Raw genomic sequence first — 18,744 nt, forward strand, 5'->3', positions numbered from 1 at the left:
CCGAGCGGTCCGTCGCCCGCCTGACCGGACCCTCGGTCCGTCGGACGTCAGCTCTTCTCGCAGGCGATCCCGTCGCCGTCGCGGTCCATCTTCTTGTTGGCCCCGTAGAGCGCGTCGTCCTTCTTGACTGTGCCCTTGAGTGCGCGGTAGGTGGTCTTCCCACCGGAGGTCACCCGGTTCTTCGTCACGGACTTCTTCGCGATGCCACCGGAGTACACCTTGTGGACGGCGGTGCAGTTCGCGTAGGTCTTCGGCGCGGCGGAGGCGGTGGTCGCGCCGCCGAGCACGACGGACGCGGCGAGAGCGGTGGTGACGGCGGCGACGCCGAGGCTGTGGATGATGCGCACGGGTTCTTCCCCTGGGACGGGTCGTGACCGCTCGCGCGGCCGCCGCGTCGGGTGCACGGCGGACCGAGCGTACCCGAGCGGCACTCATTCCCTGATCCCCCCGAACGAGGCGTGTGCGGCATGCTGGTACGATGGACGGCGCAGCACTGCACGAGGTGACCTTCCGGACGGCACTGGCCCTGCCCGCGGTCGAGGAGACGCAGCCCTTCGGCGAGCGGTCCGTCGTCCACAAGGTGGTCGGCCGGATGTTCGTGCTCGCCACGACGTTGCGCGGGGTGCCGATCGTCAACCTGAAGTGCGCGCCGCCGCACGGGGCGGCACTCGTCCGCGACCACGCCGAGATCAGCCCGGGGTGGCACATGGACAAGCGTCACTGGATCACCCTGTCACCGGGGGACGGTCTCGACGAGACCATGGTCGAGGACCTCGTGGCGAACTCGTACGACCTGGTCGTCGCCGGCCTCCCGCGGAACCGGCGTCCCCTCGACCCGGCGGCGAGCCGGCGGGCGGACGGATCAGACCCGGCCGCGCGCGAGGACCTTCGCGAGGTCGCGGACGACCGTCGGGGCGAGTCGGTCCCCGGAGTCCAGCACCGCGCGGGCCCGCTCGGGTGACGGGCCGGCCGAGATCTCGCCAATCGTGACGCCGTGCTCCGGGCGGTGTGTGACGACCACCGGGTCGCCGGCCGCCACCGGTCCGCTGTGCAGGACCCGGAGGTACGCACCCGGCCGGTTCTCCGCGGCGAACCGCTTCACCCAGCCGGGGATCCCCATCCGGCGGGCGAAGGTCCCGCACGGCACCCGTGGGATGGTCACCTCGAGTTCGAGCGTCTCGCCGATGCGCCACCGCTCGCCCGTGACGGCACCCGTGACGTCGACCCCGCTCGTGCGCAGGTTCTCGCCGAACAGCCCGGGTGGGACGTCGCGCCCCAGGGCCTCGGCGAAGTACGCGGCGTCCTCGTCGGCGTAGGCGTACACCGCCTGGTCCTCGCCGCCGTGGTGCTTGCGGTCCGCCTGCACGTCGGCGTGGAGCCCGAGCGGGCGGACACGGACGGGCCCCACGACCGGGCGCTTGTCGATGGCGGTGATGCCGATCGTCCCGGAGTCGCGGAGCAGCTGGTCGACGCGGCAGACGGCGGTGACGTGGCTCATGCCCACATCCTGGCGCACCGGGGTCACTGAGCCGAGCCCGCCCTCGTGCGCGGCCACCCGCCCAGACTTCCTCCACCACTGACCGGTAGAAGGGTGGTGTGCCGTACCAGCCCCTCGCCGACCTCGACGACGCCGTCCTCGCGGGCCGCTCGTCCGACGGCGACGTCCGGGCGTTCGAGGTCCTGATCCGGCGGTACACACCGCTGCTCCGCGCCTACGCCCGGCGGACCCTCGGATCCACCGACGAGCTCGACGACGTCGTGCAGGAGACCTTCATCACCGCGTGGAACCGGCTCGACGCGCTCGACGACGGCGCCAAGGTCAAGTCGTGGCTCATGCGGATCCTCAGTCGCAAGTGCATCGACCGCATCCGGGCGCGGCGCGAGCACCTCGACGTCACCGAGCTCGAGGTCGCGGCACCGCGGGACGACGCTCCGGAGCGAGTCGCCGAGGCCCGGTCCCGCGAGGAGGCGGTCGAGACCGCCCTCGCCGAGCTCCCCGAGGCGCAGCGACGGTGCTGGGTGATGAAGGAGATGCTCGAGTACCGCTACGAGGACATCGCCGAGGAGCTCGACCTGCCGGTGTCGACCGTGCGCGGCCTGCTCTCGCGTGCGAGGAAGAACATGATCCGTCTCATGGAGGCATGGCGATGACCGGACCCGACCGCACGCGCCCCGACGACGTACCGCTCGACGCGCTCGAACCCGAGGACCTCGACGGCCACACCATCGACGAGCTCGCGGACTACCTGGACGCCGGGATGCAACCGGCCGACCCGAGCATCGACGACTCCGCGGCGTGCCAGAACGCGCTCGCTGCACTCGTCCGGCTCCGACAGTCGTCCCTCGGCTCGCTCGACACCGCCGCTGCTCAGGAGGCACCCGCGGACGAGTCGTGGATCGGCGGTGTCCTGGCGAACATCTCGCTCGAGGCCCGCGCCGGTCGCGACGTCCCGCTGCGCCCGTCCGTCCCGACCGAGCGTCCCGTGATGACGGAGGGAGCCATCCGGTCCCTGGTCCGGACCGCCGGGGACGTCGTCCCCGGTGTCGTGATCGCCCGCTGCGCGCTGCAGGGCGACGTCACGCTGCTCGATGCACCCGTCCGGGTCCTGGTCGAGCTGGCGATCCGGTCCGGGGCACCGATCCACGCCACCGCCGAGCACGTCCGCCAGACCGTCGCCGAGATCCTCGCCGAGCAGACCGACCTCCGTGTCGAGGCGGTCGACGTGCACGTCCGGGACCTCCTGCCCCCGCTCCCGCCCGCGCACGACGGGGTCCAGGCTGCATCCGGAGCGATCGACGAGGAGGGCCGCGCATGAGCATCGACGACGAGACGGCCGCGGCGATCGAGGCCGCGGTCCTCGCGGCGCCCGGCGTTGCCGACCTGTACCGCGCGCGGCCGACCCTCGGCAGCGCGGTCGAGTCCGCCCGGCGGCTCGCGTCGCGTGCGCCGGTCTCCCGGGTGGTGCTCGACGACGACGTCCTCCGCGTCGTCATCGGCACCGACGGATCGGCCCCCGCGCGGGCTGCGGCGCGTGCGGCGCACGACGCCGCGCTCCGCGTCGCGGGCGAGCGCGGGCTCGCGCTCGGCCGCGTGGACGTGCGCATCGCGCGCGTCGGCTGACCCGACGGGCTCGCTCGCACGGCGGCAGGGCGACGACGACGGACCACGGGACGGACGGGAGGCACGGCGCCCGCCGGCACCGTGCCTCCCGTCCGTCATCCGGTGACGCCCGTCACCCGCTCGCGGCTCAGTAGAAGTTGTTCGCCTGCGAGTGGGCCCACGCGGCACAGGGCGTGCCGTAGGCCGCGCTGATGTACCGCAGCCCCCAGGTGATCTGGGTGGTGGCGTTGGTCTGCCAGTCGGCCGCGACCGTGGCCATCTTCGAGCCGGGGAGCGCCTGCGGGATGCCCGTCGCGCCACCGTTCGGGTTCACGGCCCGGTAGTTCCAGCCGGACTCCTTGGTCCACAGGTTGTCGAGGCACTGGAACTGCGCGGAGCCCCAGCCGTACTGCGACGACGCCATCGAGGACGCCGTGGCCTTGGCGCCGGCGACGGTGTTCGCAGCGGCGAGGCGCTCGGCTGCTGCCGCAGACTCCGCTGCCGCACGCTCGGCTGCGGCCTTCGCCTCGGCGTCGGCCTTCGCCTGCGCTGCTGCCGCTGCCGCCGCGTCGGCGTCCGCCTTGTCCTGGGACGCGCTCTCGTCGGCGACCTGCGTCGTGGCGTCGACGGTCGAGGCGATGCGGGTGGTGATCGCGGAGCCGGACATGCCGCGGTAGTCCGACAGGGCTGCGACCTGGCGTTCGAGGGCGCGCGTGTCGGTCTTGTCGTTCGCGTCGGCGAGCACCGTGCGGGCGGTCGCGATGGTCGCAGCGGCCTGGGCGCGGTCGAGGTCCGCGCCGTGCAGCGCCGGGGTGGCCGAGGCGCTCGCGGAGGGGACGCCGATGGCCTCGCCGATGGCCGGCTGTGTGCCGACGGTGGCGAGTCCGCCGACGAGGGCGACGGCGGCAGCGCCCCCGACGACGAGGGCGGAGCGACTGCGGAGCGCACGGCGGACACGGCGGCTCGGGGTGTCGAGCGCCTGGCGTCGGGTGGTCGCGGTGGTGGGGGCTTCGGGGGTGGTTCGCGTCATCGGTTCCGGTGGTCGGCCGGCTGGAGGGCGACTCCCGGGCACGCCGGATCGGGCACGCGGGTGTGGGGGAGCGTGCACGACCGTCGGGACGGCCGTCGTGGGGGAGCCGCGAGCCGGGGGAGGACCGGACGGTGGTGTGGGGCCCGTCCGTCCGCCGTTGGGCGACCGGGTGGCCGCCTGCTCGGGCGAAGCCGCCACGATGACGTGCCAGCCTGGACGGCCCGTCCGGAACCCCTGGCAGAACCGTCCGTCCACCTCTTGGTGACGGTTCGGTAACGGTGCTGACGCGGCCGGGTCAGCGCTCGGAGGTGCGTGCTTCCTGGGAGCGCTCGCCCTGGCCGATCCGTTCGAGGGCGGCGAGGGCGGCGGCGATGGAGTCGACCTCGTCGTCGGGCAGGTCCGCGATGAGCCCGGCGACGATGCCGGTGCGGTCGGAGCGGGCCCGTTCGACGGCGGCGATGCCCGCGGGGGTGGCCGACACCATGAACGCCCGGCCGTCACGCGGGTCGGCCTCGCGTTCGATGAAACCGCGTTGCTCGAGCTCGGTGAGGATGCGCGTCATCGTGGGCTTCGTGACGACCTCGATCCGCGACAGGTCGCCGGGACGCAGGGGTCCCTCTGCCTGGATCGTCGCGAGTGCGGAGACGAGCCCGTAGCCCAGCGCGGCCGAGTCGGTGCGCGCGCGGCGGTTGATGCGTCCGACGGCGGCGGCGAGGCGCGCGGCGATCTCGGTGCGGTCCGGCTGGCGGTGGCTCATGCGGTGCTCCCGGGTCGTCGGGTCGAGGCTGTTCGAGCGGGTCGGAGCGATGCTACCGGTCCCCACGGGCGTGTGACCGAGTGCCGTGCGGGGTGCTGCCGCCGGGTGCAGGAACGCCCGTCCCGGGGTTCGGGACGGGCGTTCCTGTACGACGTGACAGGTGTGCTCAGCTGGAGCGGTGCCGCTTCTCGCCCGGGAGCAGGTGGATCGCCTCGGTCGCGAGTTCGGCGGCGATGTTGTCACCGCTCTCGGTCGCGTCGCGCAGCCGGCGGAAGTCCGCGGTCAGCTGGTCCCAGTCGATGAGCTCGTCGAGGTTCGGCAGGCGCAGGCGGAACGCCAGACCGTCCGTCGTGTCGCGGCACACCCGCTGCAGGTTCTCGTTGCCGCAGGCGTCGACGTACAGCCCGAAGACCGAGAGCGCGTCGTGGTTGACGGCGGGGACGTCGTGCGCGTCGAGCTCGGTGATCGTCCGGTCGAGCTGCGCGAGGATCTTCTTCCGCGTCGGCGCCGTGAGCCGGGGGACGGCCAGCCGGACGACCCCGCCGAACAGCACGCCGAGGGTCTGCATCGCCTCGACGACCTCCTCGGCCTTCGGGGTGGTGACCCGGGTGTACCGGTTCGGTGCCATCTCGATGAGACCGGCGCGGGCGAGCTGGCTGAGGGCTTCGCGGATCGGGGTGCGGGAGACGCCGAGCCAGGCGATGAGCTCGTCGTCGTTGAGGCGTTCACCGGGCTCGAGCGTGCCGTCCATGATCGCGGCGTGGATCTTGTGGCGGACGGTGTCGCGGAGCAGCTGGTGCTCGGTGGGGGCGCTGCTGGGGACCGGCATGCGGGTGTCCTCGTTCTCGGTGGACGGTCGGGAGCGCCGGACCGGTCGGTGTCGACGCCTGATCACAGTACCTGATATGTGAACGGTCGTCCGTCGACCGCCGTGCCTCAGGTGGCGGCGAGCAGCCGGACCGTCACCGGGTCCTCGGTCCCGTCGAACCACCGGTCCAGCAGGGCACGGAACGGAGCCGGGTCCTCGGCGGCCCTGGCGAACAGGGTCGCGGACGACCGGGCCTTCAGCGCGTCGATCCCACCGAACAGGTCGTCCGCGCTCCGGGCCGGTGCGTCGACGACGGTGCGGGCGGCCTCGAGCAGGCGTGGCCCGAGCACGGGGTGTGCCAGGAACGCCCGCGCCTCGGCGAGCCCCTCGATCGCGTACCGCTGCGCTGTCGCACTGCGCCCGAGGCCGGCGAGCTGCGGGAACACGAACCACATCCAGTGCGACCGCTTCCGGCCGGCCGCCAGCTCCGCGAGTGCCTGCTCGTGGACGCCCTCCTGCGCACGCACGAACCGGTCGAGGTCGTACGGGTCGTCGCTCACCGGACCACCTCGCCCCACGCGTAGCGCACGGTCGTCGCGTCCACGACGAGCAGTGAGTCGGGGTCGCGGTCGAGGAGCCCGGGCAGGCCGACAGCGACCGGCAGGTCGCCCTCGAGCCGCTCGAGCCGGGCGCTGCGGACGGTCAGCGGCGCGTGCTGCCGCTGCCAGAAGAGCGTCTGCGCCAGGTGTCGCGCGTGGATGCCGGCGCGCGTGGTGAGCGCGGCGGCGAGCGGCGTGTCCACGACGTCGCCCGCGGTGACCCGGACGAGGACGTCGTGCCGCGGGCGGGGTCGTGGCGGGCGTGCGTTCCCCGCGTGCACGAGCGCCCGCGCCCAGCGGACCGGGTGCGCCGCCCGGGCCGGGTGTCGGACCGACCGGTGGTCGAGGGTGTCCCCGCGACGCGTCGCCCGGACGTGGGAGAACGTGTACGGCACGCCGAGCAGCGTGTTCGCGGCGACGATGGCGGGGACGTGGCCGGTGTCGACCGTGCGGTAGACGATGCCGTGGCGACCCCTGGTGTCGACGGTCGGGATCTCGATCGTGACCTCGGTCATCGAACCGAGTCGTCGTGAGGGCGGGAACGGCGGGAGGGCCGTCTCGCGGAACACGTAGGCGGTCAGACCCACCCACGCGCTGCCGTCGACCACGTCGGGCCGGGTGCCGCGTGGCACGAGCCGGGCGAGCGAGGCCGGGTGCCGCCGCCAGTGCGCGAACACGATGTCCTCCCACGCGTGCACGGCGACGGGCCGGTGCACGAGCGGGACCGCCGCCCGCTGTCGGACCGCGTCGGTCACCGTCGTGGCGCGTGTCGTGCGACGCGCACGGCCCAGGCCACGAGCGGCGCCTGCAGCGGGAGCCGCGCGACGCCGACCAGCCGTGCGGCGCGCCCTGCGCGTGGGCTGTCGAGGAGGTCGGCGGCCATCTTGACGTTCGCGGGGAAGACCGCCAGGAACAGTGCCGCTGCCGCCCAGCCGGACGCGCGACGGGTGGCCGGCACGGCGAGTCCGGCGGCGATGCCGAGCTCGGCCACGCCGGAGGCGACCGTGGTCAGGCGCGGGGGGAGGCCCTCCGGCACGATCCGGTCGTAGCCCCGCGGGCGCAGGAAGTGGGTGACGCCGGCTCCGCCGAGGAGCACGGCGAGCATGGTGGCGGTCCGGGTGGCACGTCGGGCGCGCTCGCGTCGTCGCATGCGCCCATCGTGCACGCCCTCGCCCGAGCGGGTGTCGGGCGTCGCTCAGGTCAGGGCGGTCGCGACGAGGTCGAGCACCGCCGTGGCGACGTCCGCCTTGCTGCCGGAGGTCTCCCGGACGACGTCGCCGCCGGGCACGAGCATCTCGATCGCGTTCTCCTCGCGTTCGAAGCCCGCGTCCCACCCGACGTGGTTCACGACGAGCAGGTCGGCCGGCTTCCGGGCGATCTTGGCGCGTCCGAGGGCGATCCGGGCCTCTCTGTCGGGCTCGGTCTCCGCGGCGAACCCGACGATGACCTGACCCGTGCGGCGTGCTCGGACGAGGTCGGCCAGCACGTCGGTGTTGCGGACGAGCTCGAGGGTCATGGTGTCGCCCTGGTCGTCCTTCTTCAGCTTGTCGGGGCGGACCTCGGCCGGTCGGTAGTCCGCGACCGCGGCGGTCATCACCACCACGTCGGCGTCGACCGCCGCGGCGTGCACCGCGTCGGCGAGTTCCTGGGCGGACCCGACGGGCACCACGGTCGCACCGAGCTCCGCGGTGAGCCCGGCGTCCACGTTCGCGGCGACGAGCGTCACGGTCGCGCCGCGTCGGACGGCGTCCGCGGCGATCGCCACGCCCTGGCGTCCGCTCGACCGGTTGCCGACGAAGCGCACCGGGTCGAACGGCTCGCGCGTCCCTCCGGCGCTCACGACGACACGCACCCCGGCGAGGTCGCCCTGGTCACCTCGCGCCCCCGTCCCCGACCCCGCTGCGGCACCGGCCGGGAGGCCCGCGCCGCCCTGGTCCCGTCGGCCCGCCTCGGTCGGCCGGTCGAGCACCGCCAGCGCCGCGGCCGCGATGTCCTCGGGTTCCGCCATCCGGCCGATCCCGGCGTCGTCACCCGTCAGCGCGCCGACCACCGGCCCGACGAAGTGCACCCCGCGGTCGCGCAGGGTCCGGACGTTCGCCCGGGTCGCGGGGTGCTCCCACATCTGCGGGTGCATCGCGGGGGCGACCACCACGGGCGCCTCGGTCGCGAGCAGCGTCGTCCCGAGCAGGTCCCCGGCGAGTCCGTGGGCCATCCGCGCCAGGGAGTCGGCGGTCGCGGGCGCGACGACGACCAGGTCCGCCCGGCGTCCGAGCGCCACGTGCCGCACCTCGGCCACGTCGTCCCAGACGCTCGTCGTGACCGGGTTCCGGCTCAGCGCCTCGAGCGTCGGCAGTCCGACGAAGCGGAGTGCACCCTCGGTCGGGACGACGTGCACGTCGTGGCCGCGCTTGACGAGGTCGCGGACGACCCCCACGGCCTTGTAGGCGGCGATGCCCCCGGTGATCCCGACGACGACGGACAGACGGCGACCTGCTGCAGCATCCACGTCGGTCACGCTACCCGGACGGCCGTGCGAGGATCGAGCCCATGTGCACCGTCGTCGTCCGCGTCGACCCCGGCGCCGCGTGGCCCGTCACCGTGCTGGCGCTCCGTGACGAGTCGCCCGACCGTCCCTGGGACCCGCCCGCCGCCTGGTGGCCCGAGCTCGACCCCGCCGTCCGGGGTGTGCGCGACCGGTCGGCAAGCGGAGCGTGGCTCGCCGCGTCCGACGCTGCGGGGCTCGCCGTCGTGCTGAACCGTGCCGAACCGGTGCCGAGCGACGACGGCACCTGGACCACCCGCGGCGTGCTGCCGCTCGACGCGCTGACCGGCGCGGCGCCGGGCGCGGGCGGCTCGCTCCCGACCACGCGTGCGTTCAACCTGGTACGGGCCACGGCCGAGGGCGCCGCCGTCGACACCTGGGACGGCAGGGCGGTGCGGACGACCCTGCTCGAGCCCGGCGTGCACATGGTGACCCACGGAGCCCCGGACGACCCCGCCGCGCCGCGGGTCGGCCGGTGGCTCGAGGCCTTCCGCGCGGCCCCGGCGCCGGCCGGACCGCCGGCGCTCGGCCCGTTCGACGAACTCCGTACCGCCGACCTCGGCGACGACGCGGGCGACGGCTGGAGCGGCTGGTTCGGCGTGCTCGCTGACTCCGCGGCCCTGCCCCCGGACCACCCGGACGCGATCCTGCGCGACGCGGTCGAGCCGGACGGCCACGTCGCGACGCTGTCCGTCGTCGCCGCCGCGGTCGGGCCCGGTCGGACGGTACTGCAGCACGCGCGGCTCGCCCACCCGGGACGCCTCGACGGCTCGGTGGAGCTGCACCGGGCGTGATCGTCCCGCCCGGACGTCCCCGATGCTGTGAGGAGCAGCAGCGCACCGGCCGGTCCCGCCGTGGTCCGGCGGCGTACGGTCCCCGTCGTGACCCCGACCACACGGCCGTCCCCGCGCACCGTCGCGGGCATCGGTGACCCTGCTCCGCGGCGCCGTCCCCGCGGTCGAGCCGTCCTCGCGACGACGCTCGCCGCCCTCACCGCGCTCGCCCTCGTCGGCTGCAGCGAGGACTCCTCGGTGGTCGCGGCCTCCTCGCCGAGCCCGACCGGCCGCGCCTGGGACCACGCCCCGGGGGAGCGGATCGTCGTCATCGGCGACTCGGTGAGCGGCGGCCACGGCCTGACGCCGGAGCAGGCCTGGCCCGCGCTCCTCGCCCGGACCGAACGGTGGCAGCTGACGAACCTGTCCTGCGACGGGGCCGGCGTCGTCGCCACGGGGGACCCGGACGAGTGCGCCAGTGCCTACCCGGGGCTCGTCAAGCGTGCGGTCGACCTGCGCCCCCGGGTCGTCCTCGTGCAGGCGAGCTCGAACGACCTGGGCGAGGACGACGCACAGGTGACGAGCGCCACCGACCAGCTCGTGGCCCTCGTCCACCGCGACCTGCCCGGAGCCAGGGTGGTGGGGCTGAGCGCCGTGTGGAACGAGCAGGCCCCGCCGGCGCAGCTGGCGACGATCTCGCACGCCCTGCAGCGGGCGACCCGGCGCGACGGCGGCACCTACGTCGACGTCGGGCAGCCGCTGTCCGGTCACCCGGAGTGGATGCAGTCCGACGACGTGCACCCGACCGCCCGTGGACAGCGTGCCCTCGAGGCGGGAGTGATCGACGCGTTCGCGCGCGACCACCTGCGGTTCTGACGCCGACGGGGCGCGGTCGGGTCGTGCCTCCCGGCCGGTGCGGGTGCCGAGCCAGCGGTCAGGCGGGCGCGTGCGTGTCGGTGAGGTCCTCGGCGACCGCCCAGAGCGACCGGGCGAGGTCCGCACTGCGCGCCGAGCGCGGCACCGAGACCGTCGTGGTCGGTCCGGTCAGCCCCCCGAACCCGGACGGCCCGTAGTAGGCCCCGCCGACCGCGGCCGGACCGACGGCGGCGTACAGGAGCGGCTCCGCGCCCTGCTCCACCGCCTGCGTGAAGGGGAGCGCGCGGTCGCTCGCGCGGACCGGACGCGACCGGCCGAGCGAGCGGCCGGTGGACTGCAGGTTCGTGCGCGTGTAGCCGGGGTGGGCCGCCGTGCTGACGAGTGGCCAGTCCCGCTCGACGGACAGCCGGTGCAGGTGCAGCGCGAGGAGCAGGTCGGCCAGCTTGGACTGCGAGTAGGCCCGCCAGCCGTTGTAGCCGCGCTCCCACTGCGGGTCGGTGAAGCGGATGCTGCCGGGGATGGCGGCGAGGCTCGACATCGTCGCGACGCGCGGGGGCCGGGCGTCGTCGCTGCCCGCGGCCGTGCCGAGCAACGTCGGCAGCAGCAGGTTCGTGAGCGCCAGGTGTCCCAGGAAGTTCGTGCCGAACTGCAGCTCGAAGCCGTCCGCGGTCTCGAAGCGCTCGGGCGGGGCCATCACGCCGGCGTTGTTCACCAGGACGTGGAGGGGACGGCCGTCGTCGGCGATGCCCGCGGCGAACCGGCGGACGCTGGCGAGGTCGGCGAGGTCGAGCTCGCGCACCTCGAGGTCGGCGCCCGGGTGCTCCCGGCGGATCTCGGTCGCGGCGTCCTCGCCCTTCGCGGTGGTGCGGACGGCGAGCACGACGCTCGCGCCGGCACCGGCGAGCCGCTTCGCGGTCTCCTTGCCCGTGCCGCTGTTCGCGCCGGTCACGACGATGCGACGGCCGGTCTGGTCGGGGATGTTCGCCATGCGCGGCACGGTACGCCGGCGGTCTGGTGACCCGCCGGGCGCGCGCCGTCGGGGCTGTACGTCCGGCTCCCGCGGTGCTACAGTTCATGCAAACGCATCGATCAGGAGGCGCACATGAGCAACGCATTCGGCACCGACCGCCCGTCGGACGTCCCGCCGCCCGCACCCGAGCGCATCGGGCCGGTCCAGCTCGGCCTCGACACCTTCGGTGACGTCACCGAGCGTGCCGACGGGTCGCTCCGCTCGGACGCGCAGAGCATCCGCGACGTCGTCGACCAGGCCGTCCTCGCGGACCAGGTCGGGATCGACTTCATCGGCGTCGGGGAGCACCACCGCGAGGACTTCGTGGTCAGCGCTCCCGAGGTCGTCCTCGCCGCCATCGCCGCCCGCACCTCGTCGATCCGCATGGGCTCCGCCGTCACCGTCCTGTCCTCGGACGACCCGGTGCGCGTGTACGAGCGCTTCGCCACCGTGGACGCCCTGTCGGACGGGCGCGCCGAGGTGATCCTCGGCCGCGGCTCGTTCACGGAGTCCTTCCCGCTGTTCGGCTACGACCTGGCCGACTACGAGGTCCTGTTCGAGGAGAAGCTGCAGCTCTGGAACTCCCTGCGCGGTGGGGACGCGGTGACGTGGTCCGGCACCAAGCGCGCGGCGCTCGTCGACCAGGACGTCTTCCCCAAGCTCGAGCACGGCCCGATCCCGACCTGGATCGGCGTCGGCGGCTCGCCGCAGTCCGTCATCCGTGCGGCGTCCTACGGCCTGCCGCTGTTCCTCGCGATCATCGGCGGGCAGCCGGCGCAGTTCGCCCCGTTCTCGCGGCTGTACCGCCAGGCGCTCACGCAGCTCGAGCTCCCGCAGCAGCCCATCGCGATGCACTCGCCGGGTTTCGTCGCCGAGACCGACGCCGAGGCAGCCGAGCGCTACTGGCCGTACCACAAGGCCGTCACCGACCGGCTGGGCCGCGAGCGCGGCTGGCCGCCCCTCGACGCCGCGCAGTACCAGGCGGGACTGTCCGCCGGCGGGTCGCTGTACGTCGGGTCGCCGGAGACGGTGGCGCGGAAGATCGCGCGGAACATGCGGATCCTCGGCGTCTCGCGCTTCGACATGCGCTACGCGACGGGGCGCCTGCCGCACGAGGACATGATGCGGTCGATCGAGCTCTACGGCACGCGGGTCGCACCGCGGGTGCGCGAGCTGCTCGCCGAGCCGGTGCCGGTGCCGTAGGCGGACGCCTCCTCGGGGTGGGCCGGTGCGGCTCGGTGCGAGCCGGTGCGGGCCGGTGCGGCGTGCTCGTGCACAACGAAAAGCACCCCGCACCACGGGATTCCGTGGCGCGGGGTGCTTCCCGTTGTGCCGGGTCCGGCAGCGTCCCGTCGGCCGGGAGGCGCGCCCCACCGCCGCCACGCCGACTCACGGCAGCGCCGGGTACCGTCCACCGCATGTCGCCCCGCCCCAACATCGTCGAGCGTCGGTTCCGTGGTCGCATCATGGGCGTCGGCACGACGTCCGGCGTGCGGTTCGTCGTCGGCATGTGGGACCAGTCGCCGTTCGGAGCCTTCACGGACGTCTTCGTGGAGCAGCCGGACGGATCGAGCGTGCTGCTCGCTCCGGACGAGATCGTCGCCGCGTACGTCTCCGGGACCTACCGCTTCGACACGGTTTCGGTGGTCGACATCGACGCCCGGCGCACCGCTCGTGGTCTCGAGCTCGACGCCGGCCCGCTCCGCGCCTCGATCGACGTCGGATCCATCTCGCCGCTCGGGCGGGTGCTCCGCATCGTGCCGAAGCCGATCGCGCGTGATCCGCGGTGGCTCAGCGTGATCGATCCGGTCGCACGACTGGTCGCGCCCGGCGCGGGCACGGCCGGCACCGCCGGTGGTGGCCGCCGCGAGTACTACGGCGTGACCGGCGCGCACGACGTGACCGCCGTCACGGGGTCGTGGGCGGGGGAGCCGCTCGGGTCCCTGGCCCCGCTCGACCCGCCCGTGGCGTTCGGCTTCGCCTCGATGCCGCGCGTCCCGCAGGTCGTCGACGTCGAGACGACGATCCGCGAGCCCGCCGTCTGACGCGTCACCCTCGGCCCCGGGGGCGGCGCGGTGTGGGGTCGCTGGGTCGGAGCGTGTGGGCGCCCGTCCGTGCCCGTTCCTTCCCATGACGACCGCGGTACCCGATCGTTCCGGGCGTACCTCCTGTTCTCCGACGGCCAGGTACGCGCGTTCTCGCCAGGTACGCGCGTTCTCGTCAGGGACGCCCGTCCTCGCCAGGTGCGCCCGTTGTCGCCCTGCACGCCCGGTCCCGCGTGGCACTCGTCCACGCCGCAGCCACTCGTGCGGGGGCCCGGGACCCGGGCGGGCAGGTCCCAGCGACGAGGGGCACACTGGCGGGAACGGAACGCGCCCGGGCAGTGCCCGGCCGGACGTCGAGCACAACGGGGCGCACGACGAACAGGAGCATCATGACCGACACGCAGGCAGACCACCGCGCAGCCATCTCGGACATCGTCCACGGCGCTCGAACCGCCCTGCTCACCACCGTCAGCGACGACGGCCAGCTGCACGCCCGTCCGCTGGCCGTGCAGGACAAGGCGTTCAACGGGACCCTCCGCTTCCTGGTGCAGGACGGCAGCGAGAAGGTGGAGGACATCGCGCGCAACCCGCACGTCAACGTCGCCATCGAGTCGCAGGGCGGGTACCTCTCGATCGCCGGCACGGCGACGGTCACCCGCGACGAGTCCGTCATCGACGAACTCTGGTCCCCGTTCGCCGAGGCGTGGTTCCCGGACGGCCGACAGGACCCGACCATCCGACTCCTCACCGTCGAGGGCGACTCGGTCGAGTACTGGACGCAGGACACCGGTCCGGTCGGCAGCCTCGTGCAGACCCTCAAGGCCGCGATCGGCAAGCAGAGCCAGCCCGACACCGGCCACCACGGCACCGTCGAGCTCTAGCCCGTCTCCCTTCCGCACCACGCAACGTCGGCGGTTCCTCGCAGCGGTAGAGCCCTGCGAGGAGCCGCCGAGGTTGCGTTCCGCGAGTCTTCCGACCGCCCCGCGACCGGGGTCAGGGCGGGCCGAGCAGCCACAGCACCGCGACGAGCACCGGCTGCCCGAGGAGTGCACAGCTCACGAACGTCCAGCGCATCCAGGGCCGGGCGACGAGTTCGGGGGAGCCGAACAACGGCGCGAGCGGCATGAGGAGCCGCGGGGTGGACGCCATCGGCAGGGACACCGCGAAGATGTAGAGCGCGTAGGCGGCGGAGTACAGCACGGTCGTCGAGCCGAGCGCCCGGGTCGAGCGCCGCAGCAGCCAGACGGGGTACGCCACGAGCAGGAAGACCACGATCAGGACCCCACCGACCCCGAGCCACCGCCCGGCGATCAGGAACCAGGGCGTCATCGGTGTGAAGTCGACCCGCCCGATGAAGTTCACCCACCAGGACATCTCGGTCTCCAGGTAGGCGTCCGACCGCCCGGTGACGTGCGCCGCGATGACCGGCCAGGCCAGCCCCGCCGCGGCCATCACCACGCCGGCGGCGACGACCCGGACGCGTTCCGCCATCGGGAACGCCTCGAGGGACCGCACACCGGTGCCCGCGGCGGCTCGTCGTGCACGCACCCAGCGGACGAGTGCGACGACCCCGAGCAGGAGCGGCAGCGCGAGCGCCCCGGGACGGGTGAACGCCGCGACCACGCCGAGCACCGTCAGCAGGCCGTAGCGCCGTCGTTCGAGCGCCAGCAGGGCGCCGAACGTCAGTGCCAGGAACGTGCTCTCCGCGTAGCCGACCTGCAGCAGGAACGACAGCGGACCGCACGTGAAGAAGAAGACCGCCCACATGCCCGCGGCGTTGCCGGCACGGTCGCTCACCAGCCGGTGCAGCAGGAACGTCGCCACGAGCCCGGCGGCCAGCGCGACGAGGGGCGCCCCCACGGCGAACGGCACCCCGGTCGAGGCCGTCAGCATGCGGATGGCGAAGGGGAACGCCGGCAGGAACGCCCACGCGTTCTGGCCGACGTGCCCGGCGGCATCGAGCGGCAACGTCGTCGGGTAGCCGTGCACCGAGATCTGCTCGTAGTACTGGCCGTCCCACGCGGTGAGGAACGACCCGAACCCGTGCTCGTTGCCCCAGATGGCGTTGTCCGGCATCTGCCGGGCCATCAGCGGGTAGGCGAGCGCCAGCCAGACCGTGGAGACCAGACGGCCGCCGCCCCACACCAGCAGCACCGCGGCCCAGACGGGCAGGCTCGTCGCCAGGTCGACGATGCGACGTCGACCGTTCGCGAGCGTCCCGGTGACGGCGCCGTCGGTGCGGCTCACCGGCCCGCTCCGGCGGGCGCAGGGCTCTCGGTGGGCACGGACCGAGCGTACCGACCGGCGCCTGGCACCCTCCGGCACGCCGGTGGCCGGTCGCGGACGGGCCGGTCGTCGGTGGTCGGCCGGGAGGCCCGTCCCGCGTTCTGCACACCGCAACGGCCCCGGCGGGTGGTCGGTCCGCGCAGTGGGGCCGGCCCTAGCCTGGAGGCCACCCGGACGGACCGCGTCCGACGACCAGAGGAGTCCCCGTGCCGAAGACCGCCATCGTCACCGCGAACGCCCCGGCACCCGCCGGCCCGTACAGCCAGGGCATCGTGGCCGGCGGGTTCCTGTACACCGCGGGCTTCGGGCCGCAGGACCCGGCGACGGGGGCGATGGCCGACGACGTCGCCGGACAGACCGCCCAGGTGCTGGCCAACGTCGCCGCCGTCCTCGCCGAGCACGGCGCGACCCTCGACGACGTCGTGAAGTCGACCGTCCACCTCGAGCACTCGGACCGGGACTTCGCCGCCTTCAACGAGGAGTACGCGAAGCACTTCTCGGAGCCGTACCCGGTCCGCACGACCGTGCAGTCGCACCTGGCCGGGATCCTCGTGGAGATCGACGTCGTCGCGGTGCTGCCCAGCGCCTCCTGATCGTCACCCGCCGTCCCGCTCCCTGAGCGGAACCTCACCAACCTCCGGAACCCCGCGGTGCCGCCGCGCCCGCACGCCGGATCCCGGCGCCCGGGGTGGTGCCCGTCAGACGTCCGTCGGCGAGTACCGGCACGCCCGCCACCACGACGTCGTCCGTCCCCACAGCCGTGGCCGTCGGGTCGTCGTAGGTCGACCGCGCCGCCACCCGCTCGGGATCGACCACCGCGAGGTCGGCGACCGCCCCCGGACGCACGACCCCGCGGTCGCCGAGCCGCAGGTGCTCGACGGCGGTGGTCGACAGGTGCCGCTGGGCCTCCGGCCACGACAGCAGCCCGGCACGCACGAAGTCGCCGAGGTACCGCGCCACGGTGCCGGTGGCCCGCGGGTGCGGGTGCGTGCCGACGTGGATGCCGTCCGACCCCGCGGTGTGCCCGGGGTGCCGGACGAGCGGTGCGAGGTCGGCGGGGGAGCGCGGGTGCGGGACCCGCATGATCGCGGTCACCTGCAGGTCGGAGGCGACGAGCAGGTCGATCGCCAGGGACACGGGGTCGGTGCGCCGCGCGGCGGCGGCGTCGGTCAGGGTGCGGCCCTGCAGGTCGTGGTGCGCCGGGGAGGGCACGTGCGAGAGCGTGACCTGGTCCGCCCAGCCCGGTCCGAGGTCCGGGCGTGCGGTGACCCGGTCGAGCACGGCGGTGCGGACCCGGCGGCGTCCGGCGACGTCGGCGACCGCGCGGGCGAGGTCGTCGGTGCCGGGGCGCGCGAGTGCAGCGGGGAGCAGCAGCATCGACAGGATCGTGCACCCGCGGGAGTACGGGTACGCGTCGAAGGTCAGCCGTACCCCCGCGGCCGCCAGGTCCTCGAGCACGCCGAGGGCCGTGTCGACCGGAGCGTGCAGGTGCGACACGTGCGCACGGACCCCGCTCGACCGGACGATCTCGGCGACCTCCTCGAGCCCGACGCGGAGGTTCGCCTCGTACCCGCCGCGGACGTGCGACACGTAGATCCCGTCGACGGCGGCGACCTCCGCGCAGAGCGCCGCGAGCTCGGCGGTGTCGGCGTACAGCCCCGGCACGTAGTCGAGCCCGGTGGCGAGCCCGAGCGCTCCCTCGGCGAGCCCGCGGCGGACGAGCGCGCGCATCGCCGCGGTCTCCGCGGCGGTCGCGGGTCGGTCCTCGTCGCCCAGCACCTCGTGCCGGATCGTCCCGGCGGGCACCAGGGTCGCGACGTTCAGCGGCGTGGTGCCGTCGTACGTCGCCAGCAGGCCGGCCGTGCCGCCGCCGCGGTACCGGGGGTGCGGGCCGTCGATCGCCGCGAAGTACCGGCCCGCCCACCTGCCGTCGCCCGGGGCCGGGCCGACGCCGTCCTGGCCGGTGACGACCGACGTGACGCCCTGACGGAGCAGCGCGAGCTGGACGTCCTCGTCGAAGACCCGGGACCCGGCGTGCGAGTGCGCGTCGACGGCCCCGGGGAGGACCGTGCGGCCACCGCAGTCGATCGTGCTGGCGTCGTCCGGCACGGGGAGCGTCGCACCGACCGCCGTGATCCGACCGCGTTCCACGAGCACGTCCGCGCGGGTGGGGCCGTCCCGGTCGACGACGGACCCGCCGCGGAGCACGAGCGGCGCACCGGTCTCCGCGGTGGTGGTCACCGGGCGAGCCCCGCGACGAGCCGCTCCGCGCGGGACCGCAGCGCGACCGTGTCCCCGGTGCCCAGGGCGTCACCGACCAGGGGGGAGCCGAGTCCGACCGCCACCGCACCGGCTGCCAGGTAGTCGGCAGCATCGTCGATCCCGATGCCGCCGGTCGGGACCACGTCGACGAAGTCGAGCGGGGCGAGCACCTGGCGCAGGTACGCGGGGCCGCCGAGCTGTGCCGCCGGGAACAGCTTCACCGCCCGGGCGCCGAGCCGCCACGCCCGCACGATCTCGGTCGGCGTCGCTGCTCCCGGGTACCAGCCGAGGCCCCGTTCGTGGGCACGCTCGCCGATCGCGGGGTCGAGGTGCGGGCTGACGACGAAGGACGCCCCCAGGTCGGCGGCGTCGTCGACCTGTGCCGTGTCGAGGACCGTGCCCACCCCGACGGAGACGCCGTCGCCGAACCGTCGCGCGGTCCAGGCGGTGCCCTCGCGCCAGCGCGGGGTGTTCGTGGTGAGCTCGACCGCGCGGACGCCGGCGCCCACCAGGGTGTCGACGACCGCCTCGACGTGCTCGCCCGTGCCGCCGCGGAGGATCGCGACGGCCGGACCCGCGCCGTGCCGGGTGCCGTGGTCCGGCACCGACGGGCTGTCGCCGGTGGACGTGTGGTGGGTGCTCACGGTGTGGCTCCTC

The 18,744-nt window shown here is 74.4% G+C and carries 23 protein-coding genes; 10 read left to right on the forward strand and 13 right to left on the reverse strand.

Annotated features, from left to right (window positions below):
- Positions 1–47: 47 nt before the first annotated feature.
- Positions 48–347: an excalibur calcium-binding domain-containing protein gene (locus tag ACIQFY_RS06340; RefSeq protein WP_200884105.1), complete on the reverse strand. Its 300-nt coding sequence runs from the start codon at positions 345–347 to the stop codon at positions 48–50.
- Positions 348–478: 131 nt separating this feature from the next.
- Here ACIQFY_RS06340 and ACIQFY_RS06345 point away from each other — a divergent pair, with 131 nt between their 5' ends.
- A complete protein-coding gene (locus ACIQFY_RS06345) occupies positions 479–961 on the forward strand; it encodes an MmcQ/YjbR family DNA-binding protein (protein WP_326495383.1) in 483 nt (160 codons plus the stop codon).
- Here ACIQFY_RS06345 and ACIQFY_RS06350 read toward each other — a convergent pair.
- The gene (locus ACIQFY_RS06350; protein WP_251154568.1) at positions 863–1,498 is read right to left on the reverse strand and encodes an MOSC domain-containing protein; all 636 of its coding nucleotides are present in this window, start codon (positions 1,496–1,498) and stop codon (positions 863–865) included. The two genes, ACIQFY_RS06345 and ACIQFY_RS06350, sit on opposite strands and share 99 nt — an antisense overlap.
- 98 nt (positions 1,499–1,596) lie before the next feature.
- Between ACIQFY_RS06350 and ACIQFY_RS06355 the strand changes: the two genes are divergently transcribed.
- From ACIQFY_RS06355 to ACIQFY_RS06365, 3 genes are read left to right on the forward strand one after another with little or no spacing between them, the layout of a single operon-like run.
- Positions 1,597–2,151, forward strand: a complete 555-nt coding sequence (locus tag ACIQFY_RS06355; protein WP_066655417.1) for an RNA polymerase sigma factor — start codon at positions 1,597–1,599, stop codon at positions 2,149–2,151.
- Positions 2,142–2,816, forward strand: coding sequence for a hypothetical protein (locus ACIQFY_RS06360; protein ID WP_400338851.1), 675 nt, complete (start codon positions 2,142–2,144; stop codon positions 2,814–2,816). Before ACIQFY_RS06355 ends, ACIQFY_RS06360 begins: the two co-directional genes overlap by 10 nt.
- On the forward strand, positions 2,813–3,121 hold the full coding sequence (locus ACIQFY_RS06365) for a hypothetical protein (protein WP_251159616.1): 309 nt from the start codon (positions 2,813–2,815) through the stop codon (positions 3,119–3,121). The genes ACIQFY_RS06360 and ACIQFY_RS06365 overlap by 4 nt, the downstream gene beginning before the upstream one ends.
- A 127-nt stretch (positions 3,122–3,248) precedes the next feature.
- On the opposite strand, the gene ACIQFY_RS06370 is transcribed toward ACIQFY_RS06365, so the two are convergent.
- The 7 genes from ACIQFY_RS06370 to ACIQFY_RS06400 all read right to left on the reverse strand — a co-directional run bounded on the left by ACIQFY_RS06370 (position 3,249) and on the right by ACIQFY_RS06400 (position 8,776).
- Positions 3,249–4,130, reverse strand: a complete 882-nt coding sequence (locus ACIQFY_RS06370) for a phospholipase (protein ID WP_400338852.1) — start codon at positions 4,128–4,130, stop codon at positions 3,249–3,251.
- Between the two features lie 295 nt (positions 4,131–4,425).
- Positions 4,426–4,887, reverse strand: coding sequence for a MarR family transcriptional regulator (locus ACIQFY_RS06375; protein WP_326495386.1), 462 nt, complete (start codon positions 4,885–4,887; stop codon positions 4,426–4,428).
- Between the two features lie 166 nt (positions 4,888–5,053).
- Entirely contained in the window at positions 5,054–5,716 is a 663-nt protein-coding gene (locus ACIQFY_RS06380) for a GntR family transcriptional regulator (protein ID WP_081985319.1), read from the reverse strand.
- 107 nt (positions 5,717–5,823) lie between these two features.
- Positions 5,824–6,255 carry a DUF1810 domain-containing protein gene (locus ACIQFY_RS06385; protein WP_400338856.1) on the reverse strand — a complete coding sequence of 144 codons (432 nt, stop codon included), beginning with the start codon at positions 6,253–6,255 and terminating at the stop codon, positions 5,824–5,826.
- Complete coding sequence (locus ACIQFY_RS06390) at positions 6,252–7,049, reverse strand: DUF2071 domain-containing protein (protein ID WP_400338859.1); 798 nt, start codon at positions 7,047–7,049, stop codon at positions 6,252–6,254. Before ACIQFY_RS06390 ends, ACIQFY_RS06385 begins: the two co-directional genes overlap by 4 nt.
- Positions 7,046–7,444, reverse strand: coding sequence for a hypothetical protein (locus ACIQFY_RS06395; RefSeq protein WP_326495390.1), 399 nt, complete (start codon positions 7,442–7,444; stop codon positions 7,046–7,048). Before ACIQFY_RS06395 ends, ACIQFY_RS06390 begins: the two co-directional genes overlap by 4 nt.
- A 45-nt stretch (positions 7,445–7,489) precedes the next feature.
- Positions 7,490–8,776 (reverse strand): bifunctional phosphopantothenoylcysteine decarboxylase/phosphopantothenate synthase, encoded by a 1,287-nt coding sequence (locus ACIQFY_RS06400; protein ID WP_400339236.1) that lies wholly within the window; start codon positions 8,774–8,776, stop codon positions 7,490–7,492.
- Between the two features lie 65 nt (positions 8,777–8,841).
- Here ACIQFY_RS06400 and ACIQFY_RS06405 point away from each other — a divergent pair, with 65 nt between their 5' ends.
- Entirely contained in the window at positions 8,842–9,630 is a 789-nt protein-coding gene (locus tag ACIQFY_RS06405) for an NRDE family protein (RefSeq protein ID WP_400338862.1), read from the forward strand.
- 87 nt (positions 9,631–9,717) lie between these two features.
- Positions 9,718–10,485 carry an SGNH/GDSL hydrolase family protein gene (locus ACIQFY_RS06410; RefSeq protein ID WP_400338865.1) on the forward strand — a complete coding sequence of 256 codons (768 nt, stop codon included), beginning with the start codon at positions 9,718–9,720 and terminating at the stop codon, positions 10,483–10,485.
- 58 nt (positions 10,486–10,543) lie between these two features.
- Here the strand turns inward: ACIQFY_RS06410 and ACIQFY_RS06415 are convergent, their stop codons facing one another.
- Positions 10,544–11,473, reverse strand: a complete 930-nt coding sequence (locus tag ACIQFY_RS06415) for an SDR family oxidoreductase (RefSeq protein WP_066655390.1) — start codon at positions 11,471–11,473, stop codon at positions 10,544–10,546.
- Between the two features lie 114 nt (positions 11,474–11,587).
- Here ACIQFY_RS06415 and ACIQFY_RS06420 point away from each other — a divergent pair, with 114 nt between their 5' ends.
- From ACIQFY_RS06420 to ACIQFY_RS06430, 3 genes are all read left to right on the forward strand, one after another.
- The gene (locus ACIQFY_RS06420; protein ID WP_326495394.1) at positions 11,588–12,697 is read left to right on the forward strand and encodes an LLM class flavin-dependent oxidoreductase; all 1,110 of its coding nucleotides are present in this window, start codon (positions 11,588–11,590) and stop codon (positions 12,695–12,697) included.
- Positions 12,698–12,912: 215 nt separating this feature from the next.
- Entirely contained in the window at positions 12,913–13,539 is a 627-nt protein-coding gene (locus ACIQFY_RS06425) for a hypothetical protein (RefSeq protein ID WP_326495395.1), read from the forward strand.
- Positions 13,540–13,928: 389 nt separating this feature from the next.
- Positions 13,929–14,420 (forward strand): pyridoxamine 5'-phosphate oxidase family protein, encoded by a 492-nt coding sequence (locus ACIQFY_RS06430; RefSeq protein ID WP_209685002.1) that lies wholly within the window; start codon positions 13,929–13,931, stop codon positions 14,418–14,420.
- A gap of 112 nt (positions 14,421–14,532) precedes the next feature.
- Here ACIQFY_RS06430 and ACIQFY_RS06435 read toward each other — a convergent pair whose 3' ends face one another.
- The gene (locus ACIQFY_RS06435; RefSeq protein WP_400338868.1) at positions 14,533–15,786 is read right to left on the reverse strand and encodes a hypothetical protein; all 1,254 of its coding nucleotides are present in this window, start codon (positions 15,784–15,786) and stop codon (positions 14,533–14,535) included.
- 245 nt (positions 15,787–16,031) lie between these two features.
- On the opposite strand from ACIQFY_RS06435, the gene ACIQFY_RS06440 reads away from it, so the two are divergent.
- A complete protein-coding gene (locus ACIQFY_RS06440; RefSeq protein WP_066655379.1) occupies positions 16,032–16,418 on the forward strand; it encodes a RidA family protein in 387 nt (128 codons plus the stop codon).
- 34 nt (positions 16,419–16,452) lie between these two features.
- Here ACIQFY_RS06440 and ACIQFY_RS06445 read toward each other — a convergent pair whose 3' ends face one another.
- The gene (locus tag ACIQFY_RS06445; protein ID WP_400338871.1) at positions 16,453–18,066 is read right to left on the reverse strand and encodes an amidohydrolase family protein; all 1,614 of its coding nucleotides are present in this window, start codon (positions 18,064–18,066) and stop codon (positions 16,453–16,455) included.
- A complete protein-coding gene (locus ACIQFY_RS06450) occupies positions 18,063–18,731 on the reverse strand; it encodes a bifunctional 4-hydroxy-2-oxoglutarate aldolase/2-dehydro-3-deoxy-phosphogluconate aldolase (RefSeq protein WP_400338873.1) in 669 nt (222 codons plus the stop codon). Before ACIQFY_RS06450 ends, ACIQFY_RS06445 begins: the two co-directional genes overlap by 4 nt.
- Positions 18,732–18,744: the final 13 nt, after the last annotated feature.

The sequence above is a fragment of the Curtobacterium sp. NPDC092190 genome, from assembly GCF_044755625.1.
Taxonomy (GTDB): Bacteria; Actinomycetota; Actinomycetes; order Actinomycetales; family Microbacteriaceae; genus Curtobacterium.